Raw genomic sequence first — 19,819 nt, forward strand, 5'->3', positions numbered from 1 at the left:
GTCAGCGCCTTGCGGTCAGATACATTTGAAATAGTCGAATGGCTCAAGACAGTCGTCGCACCGCCAATGCGCTTTGCATGGGGTAGAGCCGAACTGGCTGATCCGGGTCAGGTGTGTGCTGCTGCAGCGCGGGCAGGCGTCGGGGCCACCAGCGGGCGAGGGCGGCGCAATGCCATATTCGGTCAGCTTGGCGCGGCCTTTGTCGGACAGCCAGTCGGTCGTCCAGGGTGGGGCGATCTGGGTCTTGATCCGTACGTTTGTGATGCCCCGGTCGTACAGAGCGGTTTCGATGTCCATCGCGATCACGGATGTGGCGGGGCAGCCCGAATAGGTTGGGGTCACGGCGACTTCGAGCGTGTCGCCCTGCCAAACAACGTCCCGCACGATGCCAAGATCGACAACCGAGATCACCGGTATTTCGGGGTCCGGCACCTGATCGAGCCAGCCCCAGATTGTGGACACATCGGGTGTCATGTCACCAGGTCGCACCGGGATAGGCGCGTTGCAGCCACTGCATCTGGGTCAGCATATGGCCAAGGTGTTCGGTATGCCGAAAGCCAGTCTTGCCACCAGATTGGGCATAACTGCTGTCGGGTTTGGTCAGTGTCGCCTCGGACAGAATGGTTTTTAGCCGTGCGTCGTAGCGGGCCCGCATGGCGATCAGATCGGGGGCGATCCCGGCGGCGTGCATGGCGTCGTCAACGGCGTCGGGTGTGAACATTTCTCCGACATATGGCCAAAGCAGATCAAGCGCCGCTTGCATCCGACGGTGGCTTTCCTCGGTTCCATCGCCCAGACCGATCACGGTCTCGGAGGAGCGGTCGAGGTGGTAGGTCACTTCTTTCAGCGCCTTGGCGGCTATTGCCGCGATCCGGTCGTCAGAGGCGTGCGTCAGGCCGGTAAGCAGTTCGAAATGAAACGCGTCAAACAGGCATTGCCGCATCAGGGTCTGGCCAAAATCGCCGTTGGGCTGTTCGACCAGCAGCAGGTTGCGGAAATCCCAGACGTCGCGCAGCATGGCCAGATCATCAGCCGAGCGCCCGGCGCCTTCGACCTCTCCAGCAAGACCAAGCCACATCTGGGTCTGCCCGATCAGGTCCAGCGCGGTGTTGGCCAAAGCGATGTCCTCTTCCAGCACTGGAGCATGACCACACCATTCGCTGACACGGTGCCCCAGAACCAGCGTGTTGTCCCCCAGTCGCAAGAGGTATTCGAACAAGGCAGTCTGGTCGGTCATCACATGTGACCCGCTTCGTCGGGAATGTCGAAGAAGGTTGGGTGGCGGTAGACCTTGCTTTCGGATGGTTCGTAAAGCGGACCTTTTTCCGAAGGTGACGACGCGGTGATGTGCTGCGCCTCGACCACCCAAATGCTAACGCCTTCGTTGCGGCGGGTGTAGACATCGCGGGCGTTCTTGAGCGCCATTTCCGCGTCGGGCGCGTGCAGACTGCCGACATGGCGGTGGTTCAGCCCGTGCTGACCTCGGATGAAAACCTCCCAAAGGGGCCATTCGTGTTTCATGTGTTTTGCCTTTCCGGCCTGCGGGTCATCATTCAGCCGCCAGCTTGGCCGCACGTTTCTTTGCGGCATGAGCCATCAGACCATCGCGCACCCACGCGCCGTCGTCCCACGCTTTGTTGCGCGCCGCGAGCCGTTCAGTGTTGCAGGGGCCGTTGCCTTTGATCACCTCGAAAAACTCGGACCAATCGGGTTCTGCAAAATCGTAGCCGCCTTTTTCGTCGTTCCAGCGCAAGGTCTTATCCGGCACGGTCAGACCAAGGAATTCGGCCTGCGGTACAGTCTGATCGACGAACTTCTGCCGCAGCTCGTCATTGGTGTTCATCTTGATCTTCCACTTCATCGACTGCGCGGAATGCACGCTGTCCTTGTCTGACGGGCCGAACATCATCAGCGACGGATACCAGAAGCGATTGAGCGCATCCTGTGCCATTTTCTTCTGTGCCTCAGTACCTTGGGCCATCTTCATCATGATGTGATAGCCCTGCCGTTGGTGAAACGACTCTTCCTTGCAGATGCGGACCATTGCGCGGGAATAGGGGCCGTAAGAGGTGCGCTGAAGCGGCACCTGGTTCATGATCGCGGCGCCATCGACCAGCCATCCCACCGCGCCCATGTCGGCCCATGTCAATGTCGGGTAGTTGAAGATGGAGCTGTATTTCATACGTCCATCCAGCAGCATCTCGGTCAGTTCGTCCCGGCTGACCCCAAGCGTTTCAGCGGCGCAGTAGAGGTAGAGGCCGTGCCCGGCCTCGTCTTGCACCTTGGCGAGCAAGATCGCCTTGCGCTCCAGTGTTGGTGCGCGGGTGATCCAGTTGCCTTCAGGCAATTGGCCGACGATTTCGGAGTGGGCGTGCTGGCCGATCTGGCGGATCAGGGTCTTACGGTAGCCCTCGGGCATCCATTCCTTAGGTTCGATCTTTTCGCCTGCATCAATGCGCGCCTGAAACTGGGCGAGCTTTTGTGGGTCGTCTTGTGTCGCTTCGGACGTGACCATCTGGGCGTACATATGTGAACCTTTCGCGCATGAGCGGCGGGCTGATCCGCGCTGGGTGCAAGGTACGGCATCGAACGATTCCCGGCAAGATTAATGTTACATATACATATAGCTTTGTGAAAATCAGTAACACATTGAGGTCTGCGTTTTTTTGCAGCCCTTTGAATGTAACCTGACTGACTTAGATCGGCGGTGCGGCGCGCTCGGTTACCAGTTGGCGGGCGGTCACGCGTTCGCGGTGGATCATGTAAAGACCTGCGCCGATGATAATGCCGATCCCGGTCAGGGTGAGCGTGTTTGGAAAGTCGCCGAAGACCAGATAGCCCAGCAGTGTTGCGACCGGCAGTTCGAGGTATTGCAAGGGTGCCAAGGTGGCAGACGGTGCCCATGACAGCGCATAGGTCATCATCATGTGGCTGACTGTCGCGAAAAAACCCACGCCGAACAGCCAGGTCCAAGCAACCCCTTCGGGCCAGACCGGGTCAAGAAGGACAGAGCCGGTGCCTTGGGCCAAAACCAGAATGGGGAGGCACAGCGCACTTGCGATCAAGCCAGTATAGAATTGCACCGTCACAGGATGCATCTGCCGGGACAGCCCCCGTGTCACGAGGATGTAGAAGGCAAATCCGACGGCAGTGCCAAGTGGGAACAAGGCCACCGCACCAAAGGCAGAAAAGCTGGGTTGGATGACGAACAACACGCCCACGAAGCCCACCAGTGCGGCGACCACGCGGCGGGGGCCGACGTCTTCGCTAAGGTAAAACTTGCCGACCAGCAGCACGATGAATGGCGCGACGAACACGATCGCAAGCGCGTCGGCCAAAGGCATCACACGGATTGCAGCGATGAAGCAGAAAGTGGATGTGAACAACAGAAGGGCCCGCATTGTGAGGGCCATCCATTTCCCGCGTGGCACCTTGAGCGACAAGCCCATGACCCAGACGACAGGTGCCATCAGCAGGCATTGCACGATGAACCGCGCGGCAGTGATCTGACCGACGGGCACGCTGCTTGACGCCAGCTTGGCGGCGACATCAAGAAGTGGGGCCGTGACGCAAAACCCCAGCATCAGGGCGACACCGGGCAGAATGCGATCTGTGGAAACGGTGGTTGGCGATAGCTGTGTCATGAGTCCGGTCTAGTGCGTTGCGCTGAATTCCGTCTGTTCCTTTTCCGACACTTGGGCCGATAGAAGGGGCACATAATGCCGACCGCAGAACCGTTATTCGGGTATTGGTTTTGGGGATTTTGGTGGCGTGGGGGGGACTCGAACCCCCGACCTAACGATTATGAGTCGTTCGCTCTAACCAACTGAGCTACCGCGCCGGACCGCCGCGTGAGTACGAGCGGTGCGGCGTGGCGTCAAGGGCTAATCGTGCGTTTTTTGCGCTGCGGACGTGTGCATGACCCAAGTGATTTAGCGCTGGTGCGGACGCGCCTGTGCGTCCGCGATTTTCGATTGACTGAAAGTCTACCCGTTGCCCTTATTTGACGATCTTTTCGTCCTTGACGAACATGTTCGCCCACGCACGGTCGATCAGTTCTGGCGTCATCTTGTAGGGCCAGCCTTCAAAGTCACACACCGCGATCATCTGATCGATGAGGAAGACGGGCTGATAGTTCGCATAGACGTTCTTGATCGTCGGGTACTTGGTCTTCAGAAGGTGGATCAGCGATTTTTCACACAGCGCCATCTTCTTTTTCTTTGCCACCATCGAAAAGATCTTGAGGAAGTTCTGCTGGTCGGGTCCGTCAATCTTGATCTTGAAGAAGATCCGGCGCAACGCGGCTTGGTCGAAGATTTCGTTCGGGTGGAAGTTGGTCGAGAAGATCACAAGCGTGTCGAACGGCACTTCGAACTTTTCACCCGATTGCAGCGCCAGAATATCGCGTGCCTCTTCCAGCGGAACGATCCAGCGGTTGACCAGCTTCTGGGGCGGTTCGGCTTGGCGGCCAAGGTCGTCGACGATGAAGATGCCGCCGGTGGATTTGAGCTGCAGCGGCGCCTGATAGGTGCGGGCTGTCGGGTTATAGACCAAATCCAGCATATCGAGCGACAATTCACCCCCCGTGATCACCGTGGGGCGGGCGCAGAGCACATAGCGCGTGTCGAACCGGTTGGTCAGGCGCAGCCCGGTGGCAGAGCCTCCGGTTTCAGCGGCGCTGTGCACGATTGGGTCATAGACCGTGATGACCTGACCTGCATATTCGATGGCGTGGGGAATGTAGATCTTGTCGCCCATCGCGTCGCGGATGCCGTTCGAGATCGAGGATTTCCCGTTCCCCGGCGGCCCGTACATCAGGATCGACCGTCCTGCGCCGACGGCGGGGCCCAAGTTACTCAGCAAGTCGGGTGGGAGGATCAGATGCCCCATCGCATCGGTCAATTGCTGGCGTGAAATATGGATGTTGCGGATCGACTGGCGTTTGACCTGTTCAGCATAAACTGTAAGCGGCACCGGCATCGCGCCGTAATATTCGGACTGCGCAAGGGCGTCGAGCGCACGAGCTTTGCCCGCATCGGTCAATTGGTAGCCCATCTCGCTGCCATTGTTGGCATTGAGTGTGCCAGTGGCTTCCAAGAGCAACTGACTGCGTGCCAGATCTATGAGTTCCTGCGAGATCGGCACCGGCAGGCAGACGCTTTGCGCAATCGCGGTCGCGGTCGACACGTTCTTGCGGAACATCGTCTTGAGGAGGATGTCGCGCATCATGACCGGTTGCAGCTGCATGTCTTCCATGCGCTTGGGAGGAGGAGGCGCCATCACGGCGCTGGTCTGCATGTTCATGGATCGCCCCGGATCGGTTCAGCCAGTTTTATCTTTGGCTGACCGTGACAGGCCAATGTGGCAACAGAAGGGCTAGGGCAGGACAGGTTGTTGGCAGCCTACCTGCCGAACCACGCGCCAAGGCACAGATAAAGCGCCAGCGTACCGCCAAGTGCCATGCCCATCGGGAATTTGGGATGGTTCCAGCTTTTCCAATGCGGCGCGATCTTGCGCAGCGGGGTGTGTTTGGCAAGTCGATGTGCGAGGAAGGCCGCGAGGATGTTCGCCGCAAAAAGCGCCATCAGAAGCCGCAGGTCGCCGACATGGATGAACGGGGCGGCGGCGGCGGCGAACTTGGCGTCGCCTGCACCCATCGCGCCACCCGCATTCAGTGCAATCCCGGCGACAAGCACGATGATCAGGTGCACATAGCGCCACAGATAGGCGTCGAACGGCAACGCAAACAACCCGGCTCCTGCAAAGACCAGAAACAATGCGACAACGATCTGGTTCGGAATACGCATGTCGCGCATGTCCGAGAAGGTCACGTAGACGCAGAGGGGAAGCACGAAAGGCAGGAAAACCAAAGCCGAGAACGCCGAGATATCCATGCGGCGGCTCAGTTCACGACATTGGATTCAAGCGCTTTCAGGCTGCGGGCAGCCGCTTCGAAATGCTGTGGATGGGTATCGATGGCTTCGCGCATCAGTCCCTGTCCCGTTACCACGTCACCACGTTTAACCGCAGCAAGCCCCATCGTGTGCAAGAGCTCGGCGCGTTCGATCTGGCTCATGGGTACGACCGGCAGCACGTAATTGCCTTGCGCACCACGAGCGAGAACGAGGTTGTTCTTGGCGGTGAACAGCGCGCCATCGTTGCGGATCGCTTCGGTGAAGAGACGTTCCGCACCCGAAAAGTCGCCGCGCGTGAGCTTCGAGAAGCCCCAGTTGTTCATCACAGAAGCAGGTGTCGTGGTCAGGCCAACGGCCGTTTCGTAAAAGCTGTCCGCCTTGTCCCATTGCTTTTGGCTGTCAGCGATCATCGCTTCAAGCCGGTAGCGCTTGTAGGTTTCGTGGGTTGGGGGGATGGAATTCAAAACAGTCGCCGCGCGGTCCCACTCGTTGTTGCGGATCAGGGCATCCGCCAGTTCCACGCGGTCATCGTTCGTGGCTGCCGCATTGTCGACCACGCGCGCCCATGCTGCGACACCTTCGGTATGGCGTTTGGCGCGGATCAGTGAAATGGCAAGGCCTCGGGCAAGGTCGATCCGGTCGGGTTCACCGTTGCTGGCGCGCTGGAAATACGCGACTGCCTCGTTCGGGTCGGATACCGAAAGCATGACTTCGTTCAGGTTGGTCCCGTCAATGACGTTGACGCCCTGGAATTCGCGGTCAACTGCTTCGGTATCAATGCCGCGTTCACAACCTGATAGCGTAACCGCCCCTGCAATGCACAGGGTCACGATAAAGGGATGGCGCATTTTTGCGTCCTTTACTGCTCTGCCTCATTACTGTGTCGGGCGGATTAGAAAGTCACTGCTGCCGCGCCGCACAAGTTTGTATTCTTGTTCTATTTCCGCATCATACTGCGAATTTTCCAATTTTGCGAGAGCCAAGCGCAGATTATCCCGAATTGCAACACTTTCGCCATTGTCGAGGCCGAATGCCCGGCGAAACACCTGTGCGGCCTCGGCGGTTTCGCCTTTTTCGATCAGCACCACACCCAGATTGTTCCAGGCATCGGGGCTCTCGGGGGCGTCTTTGGCCGCACGGCGCAGCAAATCTTCGGCCTGATTGAGGCGGCCAAGGGCGAGGTTTGCAGATCCCAGCGACAACAGCACCTCGGGTGTCAGTCCCTGTTCTGCAGCAGCTAGGCTGAACGAGCTGAGTGCCAATTCATATTCGCCCGCCGCCATCAGTCGGTGGCCTACGGTCAATTGATCGACCACCGCGCCTCTTGGGTCGACGCTCGGTGCAAACACCGTATCGTCAGACGTGGAAAAGCCGCCCGGTCCACAGGCGGCCAATCCGATCAGAAAAAGTGCGGGCCAAAACCGGCCTAAAGTCATTGCCCCATCGAACTCCCGAGACTGCCGAGCTGCTGAATTCCCATGACCGAAGGACCAACAAGAATGATCAGCAGCGGCGGCACTGTCAGCATCATTGTGGTCAATGTCATTTTGGTTGGCAACTTGTTTGCCTTTTCTTCGGCACGCATCACACGTTTGTCACGCATTTCCGCCGCATAGACCCGCAACGCGTCGGAAATCGGCGTACCAAAGCTTTGGCTTTGGTTGAGAACGGTCACGAAGGACATCACGTCCTGCACGCCGCAGCGCTCGCCCATGTCGTTCAGAACCGAGCTTTTGTCTTTGCCGGCCTTCATCTCGAAACTGACCATTTCGAATTCATCGGCAAGGCTGGGGTAGGACGCACGCAACTCCTTGCTGACGCGCACGATGGCCTGATCCATGGATTGGCCTGCTTCGACGCAGACCAGCATCATGTCGAGGCTGTCTGGAAAGCCGCTTTCGATTTCCTCTTGCCGTTTCTGCATCCGGCTGGTGACCCAGTATTTCGGGAACATGTATCCGGCTGCACCCGGACCGAGCGTATACATGACGGTCTGTTGCGTTGTCGCCTCAGACGGGTCGAGGATCAGGTAGAAATACACCAGACCGATGATCAGGCCACCGATGCCCAGAGCGAACTGTGCGAAGTAATAGACCTGGACCGCGTCCTTGGTGCGGTAGCCTGCCTGCAACAGTTTCATGCGAACGTCGGACAGTTCCTTGGCGTCCTGAGGTTCAAGGAACTGCGCGTATTTATTGAGCTTTTGGTTTTTCTGCTTGTCGCGCAGTACGGCACGTGTGGCAGCGTCTACCTCTTGACGGCCCGATGACTGGTTGTTCAGTCGATCCATCGGGTTGGAGCGCGACATGAAGAACATCGGAATCGCGAGGACCAACAGCAGAATCCCCAGACCGGCGATGAGGATCATCGGGCCAGCCGGGCCAAGCAGGTTGTAAGCGAATTGGTTAAAGGCTTGCATGTTCCGGACCTCAGACTTTGATATTCACGAGCGCGCGCATCACGATCAGGTTGACGATCAGGAAGGCGCCGACAACGAAACACGCCGGGATAAACCAGGGGTGGTCGATCACTTCGTCATAGTAGTTGGGATCGGTCAACTGGATGACGATCAGAGCGCCGACAGGAAAGCCCGACAGGAACTTGCCCGACCATTGCGCCTCGGCGGTGATGGCTTTCACCCGGCGGAACAGTCGGAACCGGGCGCGGATCACTTTGGCAAGACCGTCGAGAATCTCGGCAAGGTTACCACCTGACTGCTGTTGAATGGCCACTGCAACGGCGAGGAAGCGCAAATCCTGCATGTCGAGCCGTTCGGCCATAGCTTTCAAGGCTTCGCCGATGTCACGCCCATAGCTGGCTTCGTCAGCGATGATACCGAATTCTGTCGCAAGTGGGTCTTTGATTTCCTTTGATACAATCGAAATCGCGGATGAAAACGGGTGACCGACGCGCAATGAGCGCACCATCAGTTCGACGGCATCCGGAAGTTGTTCTTCGATCAGGCTGACCCGTTTATTCGCCTTGCTGCTGATCCAGAAAAAGACGCCTCCGACACCCATCGCCACGCCCATGACAACACGCACAGCGAGGCCAGCCTCAGTGCCGACCGTCAAACCTGCAAACGCCACAACGCTCACACCGATCATCACCATGATCAGTTGCTGCGGTGTAAAGGCAATCGCGGCTTTCTGCGCTCGGTCAGCGAGGATCGAATAGAGCGGCAACCCGCGCGAACTCATGTGCTGGTCCATCTCCTTGCGGAGTTTGGCCAGCACTTCGTCGCGCTTGGAGCCCTTGTCGAGCATTTCGAGCCGTCGGTTGACCCGCTTGTTCAGGCTGATCGACTTGCCGAAGGCGACAAGATAGACGCCTTCGACGAGGACCAGAACGGCAATGAAGATTAGCCCGTAGACGATTGGTTCTGCGCTGAGTGTCATAATCAGTGGTTCCCGTTGAAGGGTTCATAGATCGACGGGGGCAGGTCATAGCCCCACATCTTGAAGCGTTCGGCATAGTTGGAGCGCACGCCTGTGGCCGTGAAATGACCGATGATCTTGTTCTCAGGGGTCAGGCCGACCCGCTGGAAGCGGAACAGTTCCTGCATCGAGATGACCTCACCTTCCATCCCGGTGATTTCGGTGATCGAGGTCATGCGCCGCGAGCCGTCCTGCAAGCGCGAGGCCTGCACAATCAGGTTCACAGCCGAAGAGATCTGTGACCGCATCGCCTTGAGCGGCATTTCGATCCCCGCCATCGCGATCATGTTTTCCAGACGGCTGACGCCGTCGCGGGCGCTGTTGGCGTGGATCGTGGTCATTGAACCGTCGTGGCCGGTGTTCATCGCCTGCAACATGTCGATGACTTCTTCGCCACGTGTTTCGCCGACGATGATGCGGTCGGGACGCATACGGAGCGCGTTCTTGAGACAGTCGCGGGGTGTAACAGCACCTTTGCCTTCAACGTTGGGCGGACGGCTTTCCATTCGGCCCACATGGGTCTGCTGGAGCTGAAGTTCCGCCGTGTCTTCGATTGTCAGGATGCGTTCGCTGTCGTCGATGAAGGACGAGAGAGCGTTGAGCGTGGTTGTCTTACCCGAACCCGTACCGCCAGACACGATAATGTTCAGGCGCGTCGCCACGGCGGCTTGCAGGTAGACGGCCATTTCTTCGGTAAAGGCGCCGAAATTGACCAGATCGTCGATGCTCAGCTTGTCGGTTTTGAACTTACGAATGGAGACCAGCGACCCATCGACCGCAATCGGCGGCACCATTGCGTTGAAACGCGATCCGTCCTGAAGACGGGCGTCCACATAGGGGTTGGATTCATCGACGCGGCGGCCCACAGCGGACACGATCTTGTCGATGATCCGCATCAGGTGCTTTTCGTCCTTGAAGGTCACATCGCTGAGTTGCAGCTTGCCCGACCGTTCCACGAAGATCTTATGTGGGCCGTTGACGAGAATATCGCTGATGGTTTCGTCTTTGAGCAATGTCTCGAGCGGGCCAAGACCCTTGACCTCGTCGTATAGTTCCTGGTTCAGGGCCATCCGCTCTTCGCGGTTGAGCACCATGCCTCGTTCCTGCAGGCTCTCGGTTGTGATCGCGCTGATCTCTTCCTTGAGCTGCGCTTCGGTCGCCTGGTCGAGCGCGGCAAGGTTCAGGTTGTCCAGCAGCGCGCGGTGAAGCTCGAGCTTGATTTCGCTCAGGCGTTCTTTGCGTTTCTTGTCGCGATCGGCGCTTTCGGCCACCGCGGCTTTTGTTGGCAGTACCTTGCGCAGGGCTTTGGCTGGACCCGGTGAATTGGCCGGGGCTTCGACCTTGGCCACTGGGGCTTTGGCTGCGGGTGCGACCTCGACGGCCGCCTTTTTGTAACGCGAAAACATGCGTGTCCTCCTTAGGCGGCTTCGGCTTCGGAGCGGCCAACTTCATAAAGTGACCGCGCGAGCTTTGCGATTTCCTTGCGCAGTGCATTTTTGGGCTGTTGCAGCGCCAATGGCTGACCGTGATCACCAGCCTCGGACACTGCTTTGCCACCATCCGGGAAATGCAGATCGACCGAGATTTCGAGACTTTCCTGCATGCGTTTGAGACGACTTTTGCCTTGCAGGTCGGTGAATTTCGGAGCGCGGTTGAGCACAAAGCGGATCTTGTCGAACGGCAAGTCTTCCGCTTGTAGCGCGCGTTTGAGGCGATAGGTGTTCTGAGCCGACCGCATATCGAGTTCGATAACACCGAAATACACCTGGGCGGCGCAGAGCACGGTTTCGGACCATTGCACCAAACTGGGAGGCATATCGACCACGACAAAGTCGAAGTGCCGCGATGCCGTGTCCAACAGGGCCTGCACTTCGGTCTGCCCGATAATATCGAGCGGCGGAAGATCGGCGGGCGAGGTGAAAACGTGCAGCTTTTCCTCAAACGTCACAAGCGCTTGTCCAAAGCTGTCCTCGTCCATGGATTCAGTATCCGACAACAGTTCCAAAACCGCTTCTCGACGCTGAACATCGAGATATGTGGACACCGCGCCGAACTGCAGGCCAAGGTCAATGATACAGACCCGCGGGCCTTTTTCTTTTGTGACCGTCGCCAGCTCCCAAGCCAGATTTGTCGCGAATGTGCTGGCGCCGCAGCCCCCGGCCATGCCCTGCACGGCGATAATCACCCCGTCGCCGTCGTTCGACAGTTTGACGGCAGACCCGTTGCGCGCCACGACCTGCGGCGCTTCTGGCGCGCGCATCCGTTCGATCGCGGCTGCCAGTTCGCCTTCGGGAAGCGGGTAGGGGACAAATTCATCTGCGCCCTGCCTTAGCAGGTGATGCAACGCCGACGGTGTCACGTCGTGCGCGATCAGAACAACCTTGATCTTGCGGGCTTTGGCCGCCGCGATGATCGAGGAAAGATGATCGACATTGGCTTCGTCGTCTTCGTCGATGGCAAGGGCCACGAATTCCAGTGCTTCCCCCTCTTCCTGCGAAAAGAAATGCAGGGCCTCATCAAAGCCAAGGTCTCCCCACGCTTCGCCAAGCGCGGCTTCCATGTCTTCAATCAGGAGATCGAACTCCTGAACATCCCGACTGATCGTGCACGCCAATAGGGGCGCCGGCTGCGGGGTGCTTGGAAGGATACTCGTCATTTGCCTCGTTTCCTCTAACTTCTCGGCGCATCCGTGCGGCGTTCTGCACGCACCACATGCGCCAATCCCGAGTCGCTCGGGAGGGACTGCTACTGTCCGAAGGTCGTTGGAAAACTTGGCAACATTGGGGCCGAAATACCGAAATTGTACGGTATTTCAGGCCGGTGGCATGGCCCCCGTGGGGGCCTTGCCTTTATTGGCTGGATTGGAAGTCGGTGCCCTGGATGCCTTCAAGGGCGGTTCTGGGCACGGCACTGTTGATATACTCGCGATAGATGATCTCGGCATATCGGCCTTCGAGAACGGTGGGATGCGAGCCGACAAAGCCCGATACCTCGGTCACGGTACGACGGTTACGGCGTTCACGGCCTTCGGTCACGATCAGGGGTTGGGTTTCCCCGAACGACACCACAGCCTCAAGCCGGTCCTTGCTAATGCCTTGTGAGGCAAGGAAATTCACAACAGCATGCGCACGGTTCAGGCCCAGACTTTTGTTATAGACTTCGCTGCCAACGGCGTCGGTGTGGCCGTAAACCCGGAACCGCACTTCGGGGAACTGGCGAATCCACTGTGCCTGTTCCCGCAGAGTGTCCTGCGCGCCGCTGTCCAGTACCGCACTGTTGAAGGCGAAATTGACGGTTGTCATGACTTCGCTCGCGAAACGTTGCGACAAATCGTAGGTGTAGCGCTTCTCGCCATTCATGATCTGAACGTTATTCATGGTGGCTGTGCCGAAATTGCCCGTATCCAAGAGGGCACCAGCTTCGCGGTGGAAGGCGCTGTACACCGGGTCGCTGCTGGCGCAGGCCGCCAACAGGGCAAGGCCAGTCAGGGCGATTGGGACACGAAGATTTTTTTGTACTGCCATCGCCTCAATCCATCACATAACCGTAGGAACCCGAGAAATCCTGTTTGGCAACTTCACCTGCAGCACCCTGCAGATTGCGCGAGTCGCTTGTAACTCGGCCAAAGAGGAACAGGTCTTTTTCGCTGGGAGGACGCACACGATCGGTCGGCAGCGCAAGCGCTTCACCGCGTGTCGGTGTCACAAGGTGCGGCGTGATGATGATCACCAGTTCGGATTGTTCGCGCTGATATTCGGCGCTGCGGAACAAGGCACCCAGAATGGGGATGTCACCAAGCCATGGCACCTGACTGTTCAGGTCCCGGAAATCGTCCTGCAACAGGCCTGCGATGGCAAAGCTTTCGCCGTCGCGAAGTTCAACCGTGGTCGTTGTTTCCCGGCGGCTGAATCCGTCGATCCGAATCGCGCCAATGTCGACGCCGCTGCTTGGGTCGATGGACGACACCGCTGCTTCGAGTTCGAGGTTGATCAAGTCGCCATCCAGAACCCGAGGGATAAAGTTGAGTTCGACACCGAAGGGTTTGAATTCAACTGTGATCGCGCCGTCTTCTTGCGACACTGGGACCGGATATTCACCACCGGCAAGGAATGTTGCTTCCTGTCCGGAAAGAGAGGTCAGGTTCGGTTCCGCTAGTGTGCGCACAACGCCTTTGGCCTCGAGTGCTTCAAGCAGAATGCCCACTTCGAGGCCACCTGCGTTGAAGCCGAACATGATCGCGCCCTGCGATCCTGCGCCAGCGCCCAGTTTATCCGCGACAGAATCGACCCCGGCCAGCGGGGCTGCGTTGCCGGTGCCAAGCTCAAGGCCCAGATCGCCATCAAGGACAGAGCCGCCGGTGGCCAGAGAGGCTTGCAGGGATTTCGAAACGGAGCGTTGCATTTCAGCGAACCGCACCTTGAGCATGACTTGCTGGACACCGCCCACGGTCATCAAGTTCGACACGCGTTCAGGTGCGTAGCGCGTTGCGAGATCAAGCGCGCGCTGCATCCGGATTGTGCTCGACACTGTACCAGACAGAACGATGCCATCATTTGCCGTCCGCACTTCGATCTTCTCGTCCGGAAGAATCTGCCGCAGACGTTCTTTGAATTCTGTAAGGTCCGGGGCGACCCGGACATCCACATTGGTGATCAACTGGCCGTTGCCGTCCAGAATGGTGAGTGTTGTGGTGCCGGGGGTTTTGCCCAGCACGTAGATTGTCCTGTCCGACAAAGACGAGATGTCAGCGATCGACGGGTTCGCAATGCTGAGTTCAGCAAAGGGAACCTCGCTTTCGACCACGACTGCACGGTTCATGGGAACGTTCAGTGTCGATTCAGTATTGGTCCGGATGACACGCAAGGTTTCAGCAAATGCCGTTTGCGCCATCGGAGAAATAGCAAGAACCGCGCCCAACAGGACGGCCTTGAAGGGACTGCTCGTATACATGTGACCTGCCTTTCCGATCACGCCTCAAAAGTGGGTCTTTGCGCCCGATATTTGCACCAAGCTGCGTCAAGTCGGCTTTTATTGCAAGAATCAATGATTTCAGAGGGGTGCTTCATGTGGATAAGGCGCAACATAATGCTGCGCCTCATTCGGGTCGGATTAAGGTGTTTTCACCAAATGCAGTGCGATTTGCATCAATTTGTACAAGGGATGGGCATATCCACCACTTCACCGCCGCGACGCGTCCGGATGGTGCAAACTTGAATAGAGCGTGGTTTTTCGACTTCTTTTGTGGCTGTGATGCCCAAAAGCGCGCGCTGATCGACTTCGATCACCTCTGCAACCGTGTCATCGTTACGGCCCATCAGCGACAGGGACAGACGTCCGGTCGATTGTGCCTGAGCCAATGACGCGACTTGTTGCGGGCTTGCAGCGACCGTGACGGTGCGGGCAATTGTGGTCTGCGCATTGTCTGTTTCGGAGGTCTGGTCGATCGCGATCAATTTGACTCCGGTTTCGATCAGCTTGGTGACCTCACCATTGGGCATGTTCGGGTCATTGCTGCGGACGCGGCCTGTCCAGTACACGTCAACGCGGTCGGTGGGTCGCAGGAAGCCCGAAACGCCAGTTGCCACGTCGACCTTAATTGCAAACGCACGTTGTCCCCGCTCAAGCCGCGAGGTCAGGCCCGCGTCGGCACCGGGTTCGCTAACCTTGCTGGCCATGATCGCTTCGTTCTTTTCGATCGGACGCAGTGTAACACGCAGCTCTGCGCCTTCCGCGTTCAGCGGGTTTGCCGTGTCGAAAAAGTCGTCCGGGAGTGTCTGTTTCGGCCAGGGCATCAAAGCGATGTCCTCATCGGTGATGATCTCGCCGTAGTCCAGCGCGCGCGTTGCCACATAGATTCCCTGAACCGGAACGCTGGACGTTGTCTTGTTGCGTTCCTGCTCAAGCGCGGTTTGGTACGCGCCGATGTAATTTTGTGCCATGTAGACCGCAAACCCGGCCAGTGCCAGACCCGCGATCAGTACAAGTCCAAAGACGATACGCATAGTGCCTCCTTACATGTTTCCATGATGCGCCGGTCGGGCGCTGAAACATGGTTCAGTTCTGGGGATACTTGGTCATTGTGTCTGCCTGTTGGGCAGATTGTGGCGAAAGTGAGGAGTCCGGTGGGGGGGGCGACGTGTCAGAGCGAAGACGGCAAAGTCCTGTGTGATGGTCGCGGATCATCAAGCTCTTTGGGAACCGGCACTTTGACCGTCACGTGGCGGGTCGATCGGGCGCCGTTGCCCTGGGACCGATCCGATGATCCGTTCGAAAAGGAAAAAAGGCGCGCAACCGCACGCCTTTCTCCGTTGATGGCTATCAACAAATTAGTCAGCAGCCGCCGGAAGCCAGTCTTGTGCGCCGAGAACCGCGCCACCGGTCGACGTCAGAACGGCGTCGGTGTTGGTCTGGATCGCGGTGTAAGCCGCAATTGCGAGGCCAACAACAGCGGCGGTCAGAACGACCCAGTCAACTGTCACGGCACCGTCTTCGTCTTTGCGGAAGTTTTTGATGAATTTGATCATTTTGATTTCCATAGTCCTAGTTTGCTTGAGGTGGCCAAGTTCAGGACTGAATGCTGAACGCTTTCAAATTTCTGCCGTCCCTTGTTAGACAAAGAAGTATAATCGCTGGATTGGGGCAGCAGTTTGACAGCATTGGTCTGATTTCCAATTCGCTTCGAACGTAATTGAAAATCGTCAATGGCATGAAAACACTCTTGAAGTTGAATTTTGAATGTCGTCTTGCTGTCAGTTCTGAAGTCAGAAAAAAAGGCGCGCAAACTGCGCGCCTTTTTCCGTTGATGGCTATCAACTTATTAGTCAGCAGCCGCCGGCAGCCAGTCTTGTGCGCCGAGAACCGCGCCACCAGTCGACGTCAGAACGGCGTCGGTGTTGGTCTGGATCGCGCCATAAGCAGCAATTGCGAGGCCAACCACAGCAGCGGTCAGAACGACCCAGTCAACTGTCACGGCACCGTCTTCGTCGTTACGGAAGTTTTTGATGAATTTGATCATTTTGATCTCCATAGTCCTAGTTTGCTCACGTTGGCCAAGCTCGGGACTTTGTGTTGAGCGCTCTCTCATTCGCTCCACCCCGTCTTGGATGAGTACTTATAGCTGTCGGATTGGGGCAGCAGTTTGACCGCATTGGACCGATTTTGCAGCTTAGCAAGAAAGTTAATGAAATTCCATTAAGTCATTGAAAAGTAATAAATTAAAAGTTTTCACACCCTAAAACTTTCGGTATTTTCTGCGGAATCGCGCAATCAGATGAATAGCATTGAATGCAAATGAGAAACGAAATGGTCTTCAATCCGGGATTGTGTCATGATTGGGCCAAACAAATAACGGGCATCGAGCAGGAGCCTGCATATGAAACGGTATGTTGTGATGGCATTGGTGGCCATGACCCTCGGCATGGGCGACGCTGTGGCTGATCCACCGCCCTTTCCCGAGTTTTCCGCCAAGCGGGTAAAACCGCCGTCTTCTAGCGCCAAAAAGCGGATCACGGTGCAAATCGCACCACAGGCCCCAAGTGTGCCCGCAGCACCTTCTGCCTCGGCGCCCCAACCTCGTGCGCCGGGTGGGGAAACCCTTGCGTGGTTCTGGAGCGAAATCTCGCCGTCACTCGAGGCAAAGGGTCCGGGACGGTTGGAACCGGCGCTGGTGCGCCTTTCAAACCCGCCTTCGGGGCAGGGCATTGCAGGCCCCCGTTTGCAGGATCTTCAGGGGATCGCCGAACGTCATGGCAAGGACATCTTGCTGCACACTGTGGGCACCCGCGTGTCACCGGCTTTGGCGCTCGCTGTGATTTCCGTCGAATCCGCCGGTCGCGTCGATGCGCAAAGCTCGGTCGGGGCACAGGGGTTGATGCAATTGATGCCAGCCACTGCGGAACGGTTCGGGGTGTCGGACAGTTTCTCGCCGTCTCAGAACATCAAGGGGGGCGTCGCGTTCCTCGATTTCCTGATGGAGAAGTTCGACAACGATGTGATTCTGGTTCTGGCCGGGTATAACGCGGGCGAGAACGCTGTGGTGCGGGCCAGCGGTGTGCCGGATTATGCCGAGACCCGGGCCTACGTGCCCAAGGTGCTGCAGGCGTTCCAGACGGCGAAAGGGCTTTGCCTCACGCCGCCCCAGCTTGTCACCGACGGGTGCGTGTTTCGCGTGGCGTCACGATAGAACGGCACCGGGATTCATGATCCCCTTGGGATCAAGCGCGTCTTTGATGGCCCGCATCGCGGCCAGCTTGGCCGGATCACCATACCGCGCAAGATCGGCCTTCTTGGCCCGACCGACGCCATGTTCGGCGCTGAACGTTCCACCAAGTTCATTGGCGATGTCATGCACCATCCGCTTGATCTGCTTTGTCTCCTCAAGGAACAGATCACGCGACTTGCCCTCGGGGGGGAACACGTTGCAATGCAGGTTGCCGTCCCCGACATGGCCAAAGCAATTGATCCGGAATTCGCCGACCTGCGCGATGCTTTGCCAGACGCGGGCAATGAAGTGAGGCAGTTCGCTCAACGGTACGGACACGTCATGGCTCGATACGGCACCGATCTGACGGTTCGCAATCGGGATCAACTCGCGCACGGCCCAGAAGTCGTTCCGCTGAGTCTCGGATTGCGCGATCACCGCGTCCGACACGATGCCTTCGGCTTCGGCCGACACGAACAGGTTCTCCAGAGCCTCTTGCGGGTCCAGCCCCTTGGGCAGACCGATGTCCATCAGGATCATCCACTCTGGGTGATAATCTCCAAAGGGTTTGCGTACGTCCGGCATGGTTTGCTGCAAAAAGTCCAACCCGTTTCCATGCATCAGCTCGAACGCGCTGATGCTTTCGCCAAGTTGTGATTTCGCCAGTGACAGCAGCTCTAGTGCTGCTTCGGCATCGCGGATGACAAAGACTGCCGTCCCGATGCTGGCAGGGCGCGGGAACAGCTTGAGCGACGCGCCGGTGATCACGCCAAGCGTGCCCTCAGACCCAATCATCAGGTTGCGCAGGTCATACCCGGTATTGTCCTTGCGCAGGCGTTTGAGGCCGTTCCATATCGACCCGTCGGGCATGACCACCTCAAGCCCAAGGCACAGATCACGCGTGTTACCATAGCGCAGGACATTGACGCCGCCGGCATTGGTGCCCAGTAGCCCGCCAATCCGCGCCGATCCTTCTGACGCCAGCGACAGGGGGAACAGGCGGTCGACGTCTTCCGCCGCCTTCTGGATGTTTGCCAGAATCACACCGGCGTCTGCGATCAGTACGTTTTCCTGTGGGTAAACGGCTCTGATGGTGTTCATGCGTTCGAGCGATAGAATCAAGGGCATGTCCGGTTCGCCTTCCGGGGCGATCTGCCCAGCCACCAGACCAGTACCGCCGCCGTAAGGAACAATCCCGACGCCGGCCTCGCCGCAGGCTTTCACCAGCGCCGAGACCTCCTCGGTCGAGCGCGGTCGGGCGACGAAACCGCGGGCGCCCTGATAGCGGCCACGTGGTTCTTCAAGGTAGGATTGCTCGGCGCGGGAAAACATGTCCGCAGGAAAATGGTGCGACAGGGCGTCAATGAAGCCGCTATCGGCAGAGTCGCGTGGCATCAACGGGTCTCCGAATGAGTCAATTCTGCGCGTCGCGAAGCCATTCGGGACGCAGGACCACAACCGTAGGACGGGATGGCAGATCACGCAATGACACTTCGAGGAAAGAACTGTCGCGGCGGTCGATCACGAAACTGTCCTGCACCTCTTCGAGAAATGCCTCAAGAGCGAAGCCCGAAAACCAGTGCATCGGGATCACGACACTGGATCGCAGCCTGTCGACAATCCGCACCATCATCTCGCGTGGTAGGGTGTAGCCGCCATCCACAGGGACCATCACCACGTCCAGACGCCCGATGGCTGCATATTGCTCATCGTTGGGTTCATGATGCAGGTGCCCAAGATGGCCGATGCACAGTCCTTCGACCTCGAAGATGAAGATCGAATTGCCATTGTCTTCTTGTCCGCCGAATTGCGAACGGATGTCCGTGGACACGTTGCGCACAAGCATTTCGCCCAGATCGACATGATGGTCGATCCCTTCACCGAACGGCCCCCAACCGGGTAGAACATGTGGGATGGCGGGGTCGGGATTGGCCGTCCAATGCGTGTCATGGGCGTGATTCATTGTCACCACGTCAGGCAACAGGGCCGTGTTTCCCAGAAATCCGGTGAAATCCGTGGCGACGTTCAGACCTCCGGGGGTCTGCAAGAGAAACGTTGCGTGGGCAACGTAATTGATCCGAACCGAATATTGCTCAACAGGCGCAGTCCATGAGGCCTTTTGGATATACGCCATGCCGGGTGTCGCATCCGCGATGGCAAGGCAATGGCTGGGACGGCGGGTGTCCTGAGCGAACGCCGCGCTGCCTGTGATTGCGATGGCCAGCGCCATCCAGAGTGATTTGAAACGCATTCCGCCACCTCCTGCA

At 58.0% G+C, this 19,819-nt stretch carries 21 protein-coding genes and 1 tRNA gene; 1 reads left to right on the forward strand and 21 read right to left on the reverse strand.

The annotated features are described in order from the left end of the window. Positions 1-15: 15 nt before the first annotated feature. From paaD to MCRY_RS08410, 19 genes are all read right to left on the reverse strand, one after another. Positions 16-474 carry a 1,2-phenylacetyl-CoA epoxidase subunit PaaD gene (paaD, locus tag MCRY_RS08320; protein WP_085629040.1) on the reverse strand — a complete coding sequence of 153 codons (459 nt, stop codon included), beginning with the start codon at positions 472-474 and terminating at the stop codon, positions 16-18. Between the two features lies 1 nt (position 475). Beyond that, positions 476-1,237, reverse strand: a complete 762-nt coding sequence (gene paaC, locus MCRY_RS08325; RefSeq protein WP_085629041.1) for a 1,2-phenylacetyl-CoA epoxidase subunit PaaC — start codon at positions 1,235-1,237, stop codon at positions 476-478. Beyond that, a complete protein-coding gene (gene paaB / locus MCRY_RS08330; protein WP_085629182.1) occupies positions 1,237-1,521 on the reverse strand; it encodes a 1,2-phenylacetyl-CoA epoxidase subunit PaaB in 285 nt (94 codons plus the stop codon). Before paaB ends, paaC begins: the two co-directional genes overlap by 1 nt. Positions 1,522-1,549: 28 nt before the next feature. After that, positions 1,550-2,527 carry a 1,2-phenylacetyl-CoA epoxidase subunit PaaA gene (gene paaA, locus MCRY_RS08335; protein ID WP_085629042.1) on the reverse strand — a complete coding sequence of 326 codons (978 nt, stop codon included), beginning with the start codon at positions 2,525-2,527 and terminating at the stop codon, positions 1,550-1,552. 169 nt (positions 2,528-2,696) lie between these two features. Further along, positions 2,697-3,644 (reverse strand): DMT family transporter, encoded by a 948-nt coding sequence (locus tag MCRY_RS08340; protein ID WP_238939523.1) that lies wholly within the window; start codon positions 3,642-3,644, stop codon positions 2,697-2,699. A gap of 120 nt (positions 3,645-3,764) precedes the next feature. Then, positions 3,765-3,841 (reverse strand) — tRNA-Met (locus MCRY_RS08345). Positions 3,842-3,999: 158 nt separating this feature from the next. After that, the gene (locus tag MCRY_RS08350) at positions 4,000-5,304 is read right to left on the reverse strand and encodes an ATPase (RefSeq protein WP_085629043.1); all 1,305 of its coding nucleotides are present in this window, start codon (positions 5,302-5,304) and stop codon (positions 4,000-4,002) included. 98 nt (positions 5,305-5,402) lie between these two features. Next, positions 5,403-5,894, reverse strand: a complete 492-nt coding sequence (locus MCRY_RS08355; RefSeq protein ID WP_085629044.1) for a prepilin peptidase — start codon at positions 5,892-5,894, stop codon at positions 5,403-5,405. Between the two features lie 8 nt (positions 5,895-5,902). Further along, positions 5,903-6,763 carry a tetratricopeptide repeat protein gene (locus MCRY_RS08360; RefSeq protein ID WP_085629045.1) on the reverse strand — a complete coding sequence of 287 codons (861 nt, stop codon included), beginning with the start codon at positions 6,761-6,763 and terminating at the stop codon, positions 5,903-5,905. Positions 6,764-6,790: 27 nt separating this feature from the next. Then, positions 6,791-7,351 (reverse strand): tetratricopeptide repeat protein, encoded by a 561-nt coding sequence (locus MCRY_RS08365; RefSeq protein ID WP_085629046.1) that lies wholly within the window; start codon positions 7,349-7,351, stop codon positions 6,791-6,793. Further along, complete coding sequence (locus MCRY_RS08370) at positions 7,348-8,334, reverse strand: type II secretion system F family protein (protein ID WP_085629047.1); 987 nt, start codon at positions 8,332-8,334, stop codon at positions 7,348-7,350. Before MCRY_RS08370 ends, MCRY_RS08365 begins: the two co-directional genes overlap by 4 nt. 10 nt (positions 8,335-8,344) lie before the next feature. Then, the gene (locus MCRY_RS08375) at positions 8,345-9,313 is read right to left on the reverse strand and encodes a type II secretion system F family protein (protein ID WP_085629048.1); all 969 of its coding nucleotides are present in this window, start codon (positions 9,311-9,313) and stop codon (positions 8,345-8,347) included. 2 nt (positions 9,314-9,315) lie between these two features. After that, a complete protein-coding gene (locus tag MCRY_RS08380) occupies positions 9,316-10,758 on the reverse strand; it encodes a TadA family conjugal transfer-associated ATPase (protein WP_085629049.1) in 1,443 nt (480 codons plus the stop codon). 11 nt (positions 10,759-10,769) lie between these two features. After that, positions 10,770-12,008 (reverse strand): CpaE/TadZ family protein, encoded by a 1,239-nt coding sequence (locus MCRY_RS08385; protein ID WP_085629050.1) that lies wholly within the window; start codon positions 12,006-12,008, stop codon positions 10,770-10,772. 193 nt (positions 12,009-12,201) lie between these two features. Further along, positions 12,202-12,876, reverse strand: coding sequence for an OmpA family protein (locus MCRY_RS08390; RefSeq protein WP_085629051.1), 675 nt, complete (start codon positions 12,874-12,876; stop codon positions 12,202-12,204). 4 nt (positions 12,877-12,880) lie between these two features. Then, complete coding sequence (locus MCRY_RS08395; RefSeq protein WP_085629052.1) at positions 12,881-14,302, reverse strand: type II and III secretion system protein family protein; 1,422 nt, start codon at positions 14,300-14,302, stop codon at positions 12,881-12,883. Positions 14,303-14,496: 194 nt separating this feature from the next. Next, entirely contained in the window at positions 14,497-15,354 is an 858-nt protein-coding gene (gene cpaB / locus MCRY_RS08400) for a Flp pilus assembly protein CpaB (RefSeq protein ID WP_085629053.1), read from the reverse strand. A 324-nt stretch (positions 15,355-15,678) separates the two neighbouring features. Continuing rightward, entirely contained in the window at positions 15,679-15,876 is a 198-nt protein-coding gene (locus tag MCRY_RS08405; protein ID WP_085629184.1) for a Flp family type IVb pilin, read from the reverse strand. Positions 15,877-16,169: 293 nt separating this feature from the next. After that, entirely contained in the window at positions 16,170-16,367 is a 198-nt protein-coding gene (locus MCRY_RS08410) for a Flp family type IVb pilin (RefSeq protein ID WP_085629185.1), read from the reverse strand. A 357-nt stretch (positions 16,368-16,724) separates the two neighbouring features. On the opposite strand from MCRY_RS08410, the gene MCRY_RS08415 reads away from it, so the two are divergent. Further along, entirely contained in the window at positions 16,725-17,534 is an 810-nt protein-coding gene (locus MCRY_RS08415; protein ID WP_085629054.1) for a lytic transglycosylase domain-containing protein, read from the forward strand. Here the strand turns inward: MCRY_RS08415 and MCRY_RS08420 are convergent. Continuing rightward, entirely contained in the window at positions 17,526-18,947 is a 1,422-nt protein-coding gene (locus MCRY_RS08420; RefSeq protein ID WP_085629055.1) for an FAD-binding oxidoreductase, read from the reverse strand. The two genes, MCRY_RS08415 and MCRY_RS08420, sit on opposite strands and share 9 nt — an antisense overlap. 19 nt (positions 18,948-18,966) lie before the next feature. Continuing rightward, complete coding sequence (locus tag MCRY_RS08425; RefSeq protein ID WP_085629056.1) at positions 18,967-19,803, reverse strand: MBL fold metallo-hydrolase; 837 nt, start codon at positions 19,801-19,803, stop codon at positions 18,967-18,969. Positions 19,804-19,819: the final 16 nt, after the last annotated feature.

It is taken from the genome of Marivita cryptomonadis (assembly GCF_002115725.1).
Lineage (GTDB): Bacteria > Pseudomonadota > Alphaproteobacteria > Rhodobacterales > Rhodobacteraceae > Marivita > Marivita cryptomonadis.

Coding starts and splice junctions, on each gene's coding strand:
- paaD (WP_085629040.1), bottom strand. CDS start 474: ATGACACCCGATGTGTCCACAATCTGGGGCTGGCTCGATCAGGTGCCG.
- paaC (WP_085629041.1), bottom strand. CDS start 1,237: ATGACCGACCAGACTGCCTTGTTCGAATACCTCTTGCGACTGGGGGAC.
- paaB (WP_085629182.1), bottom strand. CDS start 1,521: ATGAAACACGAATGGCCCCTTTGGGAGGTTTTCATCCGAGGTCAGCAC.
- paaA (WP_085629042.1), bottom strand. CDS start 2,527: ATGTACGCCCAGATGGTCACGTCCGAAGCGACACAAGACGACCCACAA.
- MCRY_RS08340 (WP_238939523.1), bottom strand. CDS start 3,644: ATGACACAGCTATCGCCAACCACCGTTTCCACAGATCGCATTCTGCCC.
- MCRY_RS08350 (WP_085629043.1), bottom strand. CDS start 5,304: ATGAACATGCAGACCAGCGCCGTGATGGCGCCTCCTCCTCCCAAGCGC.
- MCRY_RS08355 (WP_085629044.1), bottom strand. CDS start 5,894: ATGGATATCTCGGCGTTCTCGGCTTTGGTTTTCCTGCCTTTCGTGCTT.
- MCRY_RS08360 (WP_085629045.1), bottom strand. CDS start 6,763: ATGCGCCATCCCTTTATCGTGACCCTGTGCATTGCAGGGGCGGTTACG.
- MCRY_RS08365 (WP_085629046.1), bottom strand. CDS start 7,351: ATGACTTTAGGCCGGTTTTGGCCCGCACTTTTTCTGATCGGATTGGCC.
- MCRY_RS08370 (WP_085629047.1), bottom strand. CDS start 8,334: ATGCAAGCCTTTAACCAATTCGCTTACAACCTGCTTGGCCCGGCTGGC.
- MCRY_RS08375 (WP_085629048.1), bottom strand. CDS start 9,313: ATGACACTCAGCGCAGAACCAATCGTCTACGGGCTAATCTTCATTGCC.
- MCRY_RS08380 (WP_085629049.1), bottom strand. CDS start 10,758: ATGTTTTCGCGTTACAAAAAGGCGGCCGTCGAGGTCGCACCCGCAGCC.
- MCRY_RS08385 (WP_085629050.1), bottom strand. CDS start 12,008: ATGACGAGTATCCTTCCAAGCACCCCGCAGCCGGCGCCCCTATTGGCG.
- MCRY_RS08390 (WP_085629051.1), bottom strand. CDS start 12,876: ATGGCAGTACAAAAAAATCTTCGTGTCCCAATCGCCCTGACTGGCCTT.
- MCRY_RS08395 (WP_085629052.1), bottom strand. CDS start 14,302: ATGTATACGAGCAGTCCCTTCAAGGCCGTCCTGTTGGGCGCGGTTCTT.
- cpaB (WP_085629053.1), bottom strand. CDS start 15,354: ATGCGTATCGTCTTTGGACTTGTACTGATCGCGGGTCTGGCACTGGCC.
- MCRY_RS08405 (WP_085629184.1), bottom strand. CDS start 15,876: ATGATCAAATTCATCAAAAACTTCCGCAAAGACGAAGACGGTGCCGTG.
- MCRY_RS08410 (WP_085629185.1), bottom strand. CDS start 16,367: ATGATCAAATTCATCAAAAACTTCCGTAACGACGAAGACGGTGCCGTG.
- MCRY_RS08415 (WP_085629054.1), top strand. CDS start 16,725: ATGAAACGGTATGTTGTGATGGCATTGGTGGCCATGACCCTCGGCATG.
- MCRY_RS08420 (WP_085629055.1), bottom strand. CDS start 18,947: ATGCCACGCGACTCTGCCGATAGCGGCTTCATTGACGCCCTGTCGCAC.
- MCRY_RS08425 (WP_085629056.1), bottom strand. CDS start 19,803: ATGCGTTTCAAATCACTCTGGATGGCGCTGGCCATCGCAATCACAGGC.